This window comes from Halpernia sp., assembly GCF_048269545.1.
Taxonomy (GTDB): domain Bacteria; phylum Bacteroidota; class Bacteroidia; order Flavobacteriales; family Weeksellaceae; genus Halpernia.
Genome location: NZ_JBLXIJ010000001.1, coordinates 228,987 through 240,708, shown reverse-complemented (window position 1 = coordinate 240,708; position 11,722 = coordinate 228,987). Strand labels below are relative to the sequence as shown.

The window sequence follows — 11,722 nt, the reverse complement described above, 5'->3', positions numbered from 1 at the left end:
TGCTTTTAATTTTCTTTTACCTCTAAAATATAAACAATAATACAACCAACTCCATAACATAAAATATCTATCCAACTAAAAGAATTTCCTAAGACCGTAATCGCTAATTGATTTTTCTCTAAACCTAAAAGTTCAACAAAGTGAAGATATTGCAGAAATTCTATTAAACACGCAAAAATAAAAATCCAGAAAATCAGTTTTGTCTTTTGAAGTTTGAAGAAACTTAAAATAAAAGTGTAAATTAAAATCACCACTAAAACATCGCCGAAATAGGATCTTAAAAAAACCACATTTTTGAATGTTGTTGCAATTAAAATTTCTGCAAGGAAGATTAGAATAGTGAGAAGAAAATATTTTAAATTGAATTTCATTTGAAATATTTTTTTTTGGTTTATTTTTGTCATTCGGGAGGAATCTAAGCAGAAAAATTAACAGTCTAGATTCCTACGGAATGACTAAAGTCTAGTTTTAATTTTCTTTTTAAAGTGAGCTTAAAAAATCTATCATCTATCGTCTATTATCTTCAAGTCTTATTTACTTCCCAATCATTTTTTTAATAGAATTTAATTTCATTAATGCCTCAATCGGTGTTAAAGTATTGATATCCATCTTCGTCAGTTCTTCACGAATATTTTCCAAAACTGGATCATCCAATTGAAAGAAAGACAATTGCAAATTTTCTTCTGTTACACGTTTTATTTTTTCAGAATTTCCTTTGCTACTTCTTGATTCTTCCAAAGTTTTTAAAATTTCACTCGCACGATTGACTACTTTTGCAGGCATTCCTGCAATTTTTGCGACGTGAATTCCGAAACTGTGTTCGCTTCCGCCGGAAATTAATTTTCTTAAAAATATAATATTTCCTTTATTTTCCTGGATTGAAACGTGAAAGTTTTTGATGCGCTCAAAACTCAAAGTCATTTCATTCAATTCGTGATAATGTGTTGCAAATAAAGTTTTGGCTTGCGTTGGATGTTGGTGTAAATATTCTGCAATCGCCCAAGCGATGGAAACGCCGTCATAAGTGGAAGTTCCGCGTCCGATTTCGTCTAAAAGAATTAAACTCCGCTCGGAAATATTATTTAAAATATTGGCTGCTTCATTCATTTCCACCATAAAAGTCGATTCGCCAGAAGAAATATTATCTGTCGCGCCAACTCTGGTAAAAATTTTATCTAAAATACCGATTTCAGCGTGTTTCGCTGGAACAAAACTTCCTATTTGTGCCATTAAACAAATAAGTGCAGTTTGGCGTAAAATAGCAGATTTTCCTGCCATATTTGGACCAGTTACCATAATAATTTGCTGCGAATCTTTGTCCAAAAAAACATCATTTGGAATGTATTTTTCGCCAAGAGGAAGGGCATTTTCAATAATTGGATGTCGTGCTTCTTTTAAATTAATTTCAAAAGTTTCGTTTAAGATTGGCTTTGTATAACTTTCAGTAATTGCCAATTCAGATAAACCAATTGCAACATCAATTTTCGCAATGAGTTTAGAATTTTCTTGAATTAAATCAATATAAAGCATCGCTTTTTCGCATACTTTTCTGTAAAGTGAAAATTCTAATTTTGAAATTTTTTCTTCTGCGCCGAGAATTTGGTCTTCATATTCTTTCAATTCTACGGTGATGTAGCGTTCTGCGTTCACCAAAGTCTGTTTCCGAATCCAATCTCCTGGAACTTTGTCTTTATGAGAATTTCGAACTTCAATAAAATATCCGAAAACATTATTAAAATTTATTTTTAAACTTGAAATTCCAGTTCGTACAATTTCCCTTTCACACATTTCGTCTAAAAAATTTTTGCCTTTGTTTTGCAAGCCGCGTAAATAATCTAACTCTTGGGAAACGCCTTTATTAATGACATTTCCTTTGTTTAAATTAACCGGTAATTCTTGGTTTAAATGATGTTCTAAAAATTGAATGAGTTCAGTTTGAGCATTTAAAGGTTCAATCCAAGCCAAAATATCTGGAAATTGATGCAGTAATTCTCTAATTTTTTGAATACAAATTAAACTTTGACGAAGATAACCGAGTTCTTTGGGTGAGATTTTTTCTGCTGCCAATTTTCCCATTAAACGATCTAAATCTGAAATGGCTTTTAATTGGTCGAGAATTTCAAATTTTAAATGGTCTTCTTTATTAAAAAATTCTATTAAATTTAATCTTCTATTAATGTCATTGACGGATTTTAAAGGCAAAATTAAACGACGTCGCAATAATCTTCCACCCATTGGAGTGATGGTTTTATCAATAATATCCAGCAAGGATTTTCCTTCTTGATGATTGGGATATACGATTTCTAAATTTCGCAAAGTGAAACCGTCCATCATTAAATAATCATCTTGCGGAATTTTAATAATTTTGGTAATATGTTGTAAAAGAGAATGATGCGTGTCTTCTACGAGATAAGCGAAAATTGCGCCGGCTGAAGTAATTCCGAGTTTTAAATCATCTATGCCGAAACCTTTTAAAGAATTTGTTTTAAAATGTGCAGTTAATTTTTCGTAAGCGTAAGAATATTGAAATGCCCAATCTTCTAATTTAAAACAGTTTTTATTTTTTAGTTGAGTAGGAATTTCTGTAGTTCTTTGGTAAATAATTTCGCTTGGATCAAACGTAGAAACGAGATGCAATAATTTTTCTAAATTTCCTTCTGCAATCAAAAATTCACCCGTAGAAATATCCACGAAAGCCATTCCATATTTTTCTTTTTCTTTATGAAGAGAGAGCAGAAAATTATTCTTTTTTGAATTTAAAACTTGGTCGTTGAAAGTGACGCCCGGAGTTACCAATTCTGTAACGCCTCTTTTCACGATGCCTTTCACAGATTTTGGATCTTCTAATTGGTCACAAATTGCAACTCTTAAACCAGCGCGAACTAATTTTGGCAAATAAGTATCAATCGAATGGTGCGGAAATCCTGCGAGTTCGATGTGTCCATCGCCATTTGCTCTTTTCGTTAAAACAATACCTAAAATTTTTGATGCACGAATAGCATCTGCGCCAAAAGTTTCATAAAAATCACCCACACGAAACAGCAAAAGAGCATCGGGATATTTTCCCTTGATGCCGTTGTATTGTGTCATTAAAGGCGTTTCTTTTTTAGCCATTAAATTTGATGGAATTTTTTAGGTTTAAAAACTTAATTTTGTCAAAAATACGAAAAATGCAGCCTACGCAGAAATTGAAATTGGAAGAACTTGGACGGATTGATGTAGAAACTTTTAAGGAAATAAAAAAAATTCCTTTAACCGTAGTTTTAGATGATGTACGAAGTATGCACAATGTGGGTGCGGTTTTCAGAACTTCGGATGCGTTTATTGTTGAGAAAATTATTTTGTGTGGCATTACACCAAAACCGCCGCATCGGGAAATTCACAAAGCCGCTTTGGGCGCAACTGATAGTGTGGATTGGGTTTATGAAGAATTTATTGAAAATTGTTTGAAGAATTTAAAAGCGGAAAATTATCAAATTATTGGTATTGAACAAACAACAAATAGCATTTCATTAGATAAATTTAATATAGAAAAATCTCAAAAATATGCTTTGGTTTTAGGAAATGAAGTAGATGGTTTAACTGAAAATGCACTTCCACTTTACGACCATTTTCTGGAAATCCCTCAATTGGGCACAAAACATTCTTTAAATGTGAGTGTTTGTGGCGGAATTGTGATTTGGGAGTTTTTTAAAAATTTGAGATAAAACTATTTAGTAATTACATAATTTTTACGGTAAATTAAATATAAAATAGAAATTACACTTCCCATTAAAAACATTCCGATTATCCAGATTAGTTTACTTTGAATTTTATTTCTAAATAAATCTATAAGGACAACAAACCAAGTGATAAAACTGAAAATTACACCAACTGATAATGCAATATCAGTATTTAATGGTCCAAAAGACCAATGAGTTATTTTTAGTAAAGCTCCAAAAAGTGTTAGTAAAAAACCAACGATTGCCATTAGCAAAAGTATTTCTCTCGGAATTAATAGTGCGTGTTGTTTCTCCATAATAATTATTTCAAAAGCTGATTAAAAGTATCTCCTTGCTTAATATCTCCGGTATTATATCCTTTCATAAACCATTCTTGTCTCTGTGCAGAACTTCCGTGCGTGAAAGCTTCTTGGTTTACATAACCAAAACTTCTTTTTTGGATATTATCATCGCCAACTGCAGCCGCTGCATCCATTGCACTTTGAATATCGCCGGGTTCTAAAATATGTTCTCTTTGATCGGTTAATTTTGCCCAAACGCCGGCGTAAAAATCTGCTTGAAGTTCGGTTGCAACGGAAACACGATTCATTTCTGCTTCAGAATATGCTCCACTATTTCTTAGTTTATCTACTTTCTGCGTTGTTCCTAAAAGTGTTTGCACGTGATGCCCGATTTCATGAGCCATCACGTAAGCGATGGTAAATTCTGTCACTTTTGCGCCAAATTTTTGCTGCATTTCGCCGAAGAAACTCATATCCATATAGACGGTTTCATCTGCGGGACAATAAAATGGACCCATTGCAGCTTGCGCTGTTCCACAACCGGAATTTGTTACGCCTTCAAACATTACAACGTGTGGTTTTCTATAAGTCAATCCTAATTTCTGAAATTCAGCTGCCCAAGTTTGTTCTGTTTCACCAGTCACCATTTTTACAAACTGGCGCATTTTCAATTCTTGCGGGTTTAAATCTCGTTGTTCGGTTTGCGTAGATTGCTGTGACATTCCGGAATTTAAAATTGCAGAAGGATCTCCCCCCATAAAGAAAACAATTGCAGCGATAATTAAAGTTCCAATTCCGCCGCCAACTAATGCTCCACCACCTTTGCCACGTCTATCATCAACATTGTCGCTACTGTCATTTGTCCATCTCATAATTTTAATTTTAGAATTTAAAAATACAAAATTATTTGTTTAGTTTATTAAAAAGATGCTATTCCTTACAGTTGTGAAGTCGTAAAGTTGCAAAGATGTTGCAATTACTATAAAGAATTTATCATAGAGAATTTGAAATAAAATTATTTATTCAGTTTATTTTCTTTTAACCAATAAGATGCAGATTGATATGCAGCTACAGTTTCATCAACTAATTTTTGATTTGGATTTTTTAATAAAATTTCATCGTAATAGAGTTTGAAATTTTCTGGCAAACTAGAAGATTGAAGTTTCAATTGATATTGTTTCACTTTGTCATTTGGCGAAATGACCGTTAGAGTATTGTCTTTTATTAAACCTAAATCTTGGTAAGTTGCAATATAAGCTCTTGGTTGGTAATAAGTTTCAAAAATATTTTGTCCTAAAAATTTAGATTGATAATTAAAATTAAGTAAACCAAAAAGAGTAGGCATCACGTCAATTTGTGACATGGTTTTATTAAATTCTTGTGGTTGGATGAAGCCATCCGAAAAAATCATTGCCGGAATTCTGTATTTATCCATCGGAAGTTCCGTTTTTCCGGCGCTTGAAGCGCAATGATCTGCGATGATTACAAAAATAGTATTTTTATACCAAGATTGTTTTTTTGCCATTGCAAAATATCTTCGGAGCGCATAATCTGTATATTTTACACCGCCAGAACGGGATTTTGCATCTCCCGGAATATCAATTTTTCCTTCAGGATAAGTGTAAGGTCTATGATTACTTACGGTCATCCAATGGTTGAAAAATGGTTTTCCAGTTTTACTTATTTGGTTTTGAAATTGAATGGCTTTTCTCGCCATATCTTCATCACAAACGCCCCAAACATTTGCAAAAGTAATTTCTTCGGGTTTAAAATTATCGCGATCTACAATTCCGTAACCATTTCCTTCAAAAAAATCTTTCATATTATCAAAATAACTGTAACCGCCGTAAAGAAAATCTACGTTGTAACCTTTAGATTTAAAAACACTTCCAGTGGAAAATTTATTTTTATTATTGACTCTTTTTACCACACTTTCTCCCGCAGTTGGTGGAATACAAAGCGTTAAAGCTTCTAAACCACGAACAGTTCTATTTCCAGTTGCATAAAGATTTGTAAATAATAAAGATTTATTAGCCAAACTATCCAGAAAAGGTGTGATTTTTTCTGTATTTCCGTAATGTGCCATAAAATCTGCGGAAAGACTTTCAATTGAAATTAATACTACATTCTTTTTTAATTCAGGTTCGGTAGAAGAAATATTGCGAATTAATTGTGGTGGTTGGAATTGTTCTAAAAATATTTTTTCTGCTGTTTTTTGAGGTAAAGTTTTATAGAATTTAAAATAATCTAATTCATTGTGCGTGAATGCGTAATAGAATTTTTGAAGTCCGTTTGCTTCAATTTCTGTGGCAAAAATATTTTCCGATTTTAATTCTGAAGTTTTACTTAGAACGCCCAAACTTAAACCACATAAAATTATGAAAGAAACCAATAAAATTATTTTTTGCAAAAAGTTTGGTAAAGTTAAAAGACTGTCTTTTGTTTTGCGGTAAATAAGCCAAGTTATAGCAATTGTTAAGATTAAAATAACACTGAAAAGCGGGATTATAGGATAACTTTCCATTATATTTCCAATCACTTCATTGGTGTAAATTAAATAATCTACTGCAATAAAATTATAACGAACTCCGAATTCATTCCAGAAAAAATATTCACTTACAACATTAAAAATAATTAAAAGTACATAAAGAAATAAGGTTGAAAAATAAAGATAATTTCGGATTTTCAATCTGTATTTTGGTAGAAATAACATTAAACCGAAGAGAAAAGTTTTTAGACCAATAAATATTAAAGCTATTTCCAAGAGTGAACCGCCATATTGTTTGATAATATTACTTGGAGACAACCAAATATAGAGAAAAAGCGCGACCAATAAACCAAAAATTAGATAGCCGTAAGGTTTTTGATATTTTGAATTTGAAAGAAAAAGAAAATAAAGTGCTAAAATTGAACTTGCTAAAGTGAAGACGAAAATGTCATTAACGAAACCAATAAAGATGATTTTAATACTTTCTAAAATTGCAAAATTTGCTGTTGTGATTGGATGAAAGAAAAAAACAAATCTTAAAACCAATGAAATTAAAAGATAAAAAGCGCCTAAATAAAGAAATGGCTTGATTTTGTTTAAATACATTAGTTTAAAATTTTGAGTTAATTTAATTAAGTTCCGAAACCAATATGCGTTGGTTTTTGATTTAATTTTCTTTTGAAATCAATCATTTTTAAAGCAGTAACAGCAGCTTCTACGCCTTTGTTTCCAAGATTTCCGCCACTTCTTGCGATAGATTGTTCTTTAGTATTATCAGTTAAAACGCAAAAAATAGCAGGAACTTCTGTGAAGACATTACAATCTTTAATTCCTTGTGCAACTGCGTCACAAATGAAATCAAAATGCGGCGTTTCTCCACGAATGACGCAACCAATTGCAATTACCGCATCAAAAGTACCTTGTTTGCACAATTGCATTGTTGCAAAATTTAGTTCAAATGCACCCGGAACGGAAAATAATTTAATATTTTCTTTTTTTACTCCTTCTTTTTCTAAAATTTCCAAAGTAGCATCACGAAGATTGAAAGTAATAAAATCATTCCACTCAGAAAACACAATGCCGATGTTGTATTCATCGGCATTAGTAATATTTAAGGATTTATAATCTGAAAGATTTACTGTCGCCATTTTTTAATAATACTTGGTCATTTCAATTTGTGCATCAGATTGGCCATTGTCATAATCTTTATATTTTTCGTCAATAGTGGAAAAATATTTTTTAGCATCTGCATTTTTCTTTAAAGCTAAAGCTAAAATACCTGCTTTTCTTGTAAAATAATAACTTGTATATGGATCATCTGAAGCGGATGCCGCTTTGTCTAAAAGAGAAAGTGCGTCATCATTTTTGTTTAAATTTGTTTGACAATCAGCCATTGCACCATATTTTAGTGCTACTAAAATTTTATTATCAGAGCTAAAATCATCTAAAAGATCATATGCTTTTTGATAATGTCCTTCTTTAAATTCTAAAAGACCTGCGTTGTAAGCGGATAATTTTCCAGCAGCAGTTGCGGAATATTCATTATAAGTTCCGATGAAACCTGGATTTGCAGCAGTTTTACCGCCTAATGCAAGATCATTTTTTCCTTCGGATAAACTTTTTTGAGCACTTAAATAACTTTTTGTTGCTTCGTCATTTTTGGGTGCGATTATAAATTGTTGATAAGCAAAATAACCTAAAATTCCGATAATTAAGATGCCAAAAACAATACTCAATGGTTTTGCATAGCGTTCTATAAAACGTTCTGTATCTAAAGAACCTTTATCTAAATCTTTAAAAAACTCAACGGTTTCTTTCCCTTCTTTTGTTTTAAGGTCTTTTTTATTGTTTTGCTTGTTTGCCATAATTTTTAAAATAGAAATGCAAATTTAATTGTTTCTGAACGATTTACAAAATACTTAGTTGAAATTAAAAATTATAAATATCTATTTTATTTTTTAATCTTAATTATTTTCTCTTTTAGTAACATAATTAAAATGTGATTAAGAGAAATATCTTCAGTTAAGAGGCGTTCTGTAGAATTTCATCATAATTATAACCAGCTCTTATTAATGCTCTTTTTGCAGATTCTAGTGCAATTGGAGCAGAATTGGTTGGATGAACTGGAACTTCTTTTGTCTCCGCAAGTTGGTCTAAAATCTCTTGGGTTTGATTTGAAGTTAAAGCTTCACAAACATCATAAAGCCCGCCGGTTTCTTCTTCCGCAAAATCATGTTTTTGCAAAAGATATTTTATGACTTTTATTAAATTAAAATCAGGAGGCGGAACCATTAAAGCAGTTAATGCGCCATGTTCAAGGCGATATCTGGGAATAAGTTTTTGCATCACTTCAAGATTTACAAGTTTTGCAGCAGGAAAGAGTATTTTCTCTTCCATTTTTATATGCCGTAATAATTGGGTTCGGAATTGATGATAATATTTTGGATTTATTTCATCAGCATTTTCTAATGCCTTATTTAATATTTTATCAATTCTTTGATGGTCTTTGGTAAAAAATTGATGTAAAGGTTTATTCATTATTTATTTTTCTGAATTCCTATTTAAACATAATAATATTTTTTCCAAAAAATTTTATGGACTTATGAAATTAAATAGTTTATTTTTTTTGAGATGAATTTATTTTATAACTGGATATCTTCCAAGTTCCGTTTATATTTTTCAACCCATAAGTAACATCTAATGCAACGGTATTTCCATTTTTATCGGTTACGCTATAATTTGCATTTACAGATGCATTATTATCTGTCTTATTTTTTTCGGATATAGAATTTACATTTAAATTTTTTACTGCGCCGAAACCGGAATTTGGATTTGAAAATTGATCAAAATTTCCCCAGTTTGGGTTGTCGGAAACTTCATAAGCTCCTTTGAGATTTTGTGATCCCAGATTATTTAAAAACTTCTGAACAGTTGTTTTAGGATTTGTTGCAGTAACTGTGGATGGAGTAGTTGCTGAATTTGGATCAATAATAGCTGAACTTTGTGATGCTGTTTGTAGGGAATCTGGCTTAATAACCGTAGGTTCTAATAAAGATTTAGTATTTACAGGAACTCCAGTTTTTATCATTTGATACGTTTTCTTAGAACTTTTAACCGTAATTTTGATTTCAATTTTATCGTCAGTAATTTTATTTTTTGGAAGAGATGCAAATCTTAAAGTAAAGCCTTTAAAGTTATTATTTTGCATTAGATTTTTTGAAGTTAATAATTTATTGCCATTACTTGAAACTTCCAAAATGGTTTCTAAAGCCGCGTTTTTAAATGAAATTGGTTTTCCAGAATTATCTAAAAGACGAGGAACAATTTGTAAAGCCTTTGCGCCTAAAATACTATCTATTGCAATTGGTGTTGTTGTAATTGAAAGTGAATTTGCTTCTATTTCGTTTGGATCTTTTTCTGTGGCGTTTTCTGGTCCAAAAATATTCATTTCACCCAAAGAAGGTGGTCCACTGCTTTTCCATTCTACATTATTATCTTGTGCTACTTTATCTGCCATTGCAAATATTTGTGGTACTTTTTTACCTTCCAAAAGTTTTGAAAGCGCTTTTAATTTTGAAATATCATCATTTCCTTCTACACCAAATGTTTTTAAGATGTATAAAGCTTCATTAAATTTAATCTGGCGAATTGTAGTTAAACTAGATTCTAAATCATTTATACTGCTCTGAAAAGTTTTAAGATTTGTAGAATCAACTGCCGTTTTTTTACAAGAAGTAAACATCAGAAAAATAATCGCGGAGAATAGAAAAAAATATTTTTTCATAAAGCAATGGTTTATACAAATTTAGTAAAATATACATAGTATTGTTAGAATATTTTCCAAAAAAAATCCCAGCGAAATTGCTGGGATTTATAATAATTAAATTTTTTCTTTAAAAAGGATATTCATAAATTTCAGATTCATGTAGAAAAGGGTTTCCCGTGGGGATAAGTTTCTCTTTTGAAAGTCTTGTCATAACTACATAAATGAATAAACCTAAGACAAAAAACATAGCACCAAAACAAAGTAAGAATACTTCTGGAGTTTTCCAATAAGGACCAACCGTTCCAGGCATTACCATATTGAAGAAATCCATCCAATGTCCTGCAAGAACTATAATTGCTGAAATAACCATTACTTTATAATTTCTTTTTATACTACTACTTACTAATATTAAAAGCGGAAGTAAGAAATTTAAAATAAGCATTGGTAAAAATGTGGCTCCATAATATTCAAATCTACCAAAGAAATAGTTTACTTCTTCGGGAATATTCGCATACCAATAAAGCATAAATTGTGCAAACCAAGTATAAGTCCAAAGCATACTTAAAGCGAATAAGAACACGCCTAAATCATGCAAGTGATTATCATTAAATTGTGGCAAAGCTCCTTTTTTCTTTAAATAAACACAAATTAATATAATTGCTGCAATTGCACTTACCCATGCGCTAACCATTGCATACCAAATATACATTGTAGAATACCAATGCGGATCTATTGACATTAACCAATCCCAAGCCCAAGCTGCAGAGGCGAAACCAAAGAATACGATATATCCCACGTTCCATTTATAATAAGTTTGGTAATCTACTTTTGATTTTGTTTGATCAACTTTTTTAGACATTGCTTTTAATTTCCAAGCAAAGAATGAGGCTCCACCTACATAGATTAATGTTCTAACCGCATACCAAGGAATATTTAAGAATTTTTTCTTTTCATAGAGAATTGAATCAAAGTTTGGTGATTTTGGATCTGTTAACGAACCATCCATCCAATGAAAAATATGACCATGACCAGTAATATTTATTCCTACAATAATAAGTATAATTAAACCGCCATACGGAATATAAGTAGCAATAGCTTCCATTACACGCAGAATAATTATTGGCCAACCTGCATGTGCAGCGGTTTGCATAGAATAGAAGAAAAGAGCACAACAACTTAATGCAAATAAAAAGATTGCAACTAAGTGAATCGCTGCTAAAGGTTGATTATGAACTTGTAAAGTTGCATGTTCAAGATGAGCTGCATGATCTTGTGGACCAACCATTTCGCTTGAATTACTTGGCGCATTATGACCACCTGCATGCACCGTCTCCATCATGTGCTCAATACGTACAGAATCTATATTGTGGTTCATAAAATATCCAACTCCGAAAAGTACTAATCCTAAAACGATCAATATAATTGAATATAATCTTAATTTTGGTGAAAAACTATACATTTTTAA

General features: G+C 31.3%; 11 protein-coding genes. 1 reads left to right on the top strand and 10 read right to left on the bottom strand.

The window, feature by feature from the left end:
• Positions 1-5: 5 nt before the first annotated feature.
• The gene (locus tag ACN0WB_RS01025) at positions 6-371 is read right to left on the bottom strand and encodes a DUF2809 domain-containing protein (protein WP_417427957.1); all 366 of its coding nucleotides are present in this window, start codon (positions 369-371) and stop codon (positions 6-8) included.
• Between the two features lie 163 nt (positions 372-534).
• Positions 535-3,114, bottom strand: coding sequence for a DNA mismatch repair protein MutS (gene mutS, locus ACN0WB_RS01020; protein WP_417427955.1), 2,580 nt, complete (start codon positions 3,112-3,114; stop codon positions 535-537).
• 56 nt (positions 3,115-3,170) lie between these two features.
• Between mutS and ACN0WB_RS01015 the strand changes: the two genes are divergently transcribed.
• Positions 3,171-3,707: an RNA methyltransferase gene (locus ACN0WB_RS01015; protein ID WP_417427953.1), complete on the top strand. Its 537-nt coding sequence runs from the start codon at positions 3,171-3,173 to the stop codon at positions 3,705-3,707.
• Between the two features lie 2 nt (positions 3,708-3,709).
• On the opposite strand, the gene ACN0WB_RS01010 is transcribed toward ACN0WB_RS01015, so the two are convergent.
• The 8 genes from ACN0WB_RS01010 to ACN0WB_RS00975 form a co-directional block, all read right to left on the bottom strand.
• Complete coding sequence (locus tag ACN0WB_RS01010) at positions 3,710-4,018, bottom strand: hypothetical protein (RefSeq protein WP_417427951.1); 309 nt, start codon at positions 4,016-4,018, stop codon at positions 3,710-3,712.
• A 5-nt stretch (positions 4,019-4,023) separates the two neighbouring features.
• Positions 4,024-4,875 (bottom strand): neutral zinc metallopeptidase, encoded by an 852-nt coding sequence (locus tag ACN0WB_RS01005; RefSeq protein WP_417427949.1) that lies wholly within the window; start codon positions 4,873-4,875, stop codon positions 4,024-4,026.
• A 143-nt stretch (positions 4,876-5,018) separates the two neighbouring features.
• Entirely contained in the window at positions 5,019-7,097 is a 2,079-nt protein-coding gene (locus ACN0WB_RS01000; protein ID WP_417427947.1) for an LTA synthase family protein, read from the bottom strand.
• A 26-nt stretch (positions 7,098-7,123) separates the two neighbouring features.
• The gene (ribH, locus tag ACN0WB_RS00995) at positions 7,124-7,639 is read right to left on the bottom strand and encodes a 6,7-dimethyl-8-ribityllumazine synthase (RefSeq protein WP_417427945.1); all 516 of its coding nucleotides are present in this window, start codon (positions 7,637-7,639) and stop codon (positions 7,124-7,126) included.
• A gap of 3 nt (positions 7,640-7,642) precedes the next feature.
• A complete protein-coding gene (locus ACN0WB_RS00990; RefSeq protein WP_417427943.1) occupies positions 7,643-8,356 on the bottom strand; it encodes a tetratricopeptide repeat protein in 714 nt (237 codons plus the stop codon).
• Positions 8,357-8,513: 157 nt separating this feature from the next.
• Positions 8,514-9,029: a hemerythrin domain-containing protein gene (locus ACN0WB_RS00985; protein WP_417427941.1), complete on the bottom strand. Its 516-nt coding sequence runs from the start codon at positions 9,027-9,029 to the stop codon at positions 8,514-8,516.
• Between the two features lie 79 nt (positions 9,030-9,108).
• Complete coding sequence (locus ACN0WB_RS00980) at positions 9,109-10,275, bottom strand: hypothetical protein (protein ID WP_417427939.1); 1,167 nt, start codon at positions 10,273-10,275, stop codon at positions 9,109-9,111.
• A gap of 109 nt (positions 10,276-10,384) precedes the next feature.
• Positions 10,385-11,716, bottom strand: a complete 1,332-nt coding sequence (locus ACN0WB_RS00975; protein ID WP_417427937.1) for a quinol:cytochrome C oxidoreductase — start codon at positions 11,714-11,716, stop codon at positions 10,385-10,387.
• Positions 11,717-11,722: the final 6 nt, after the last annotated feature.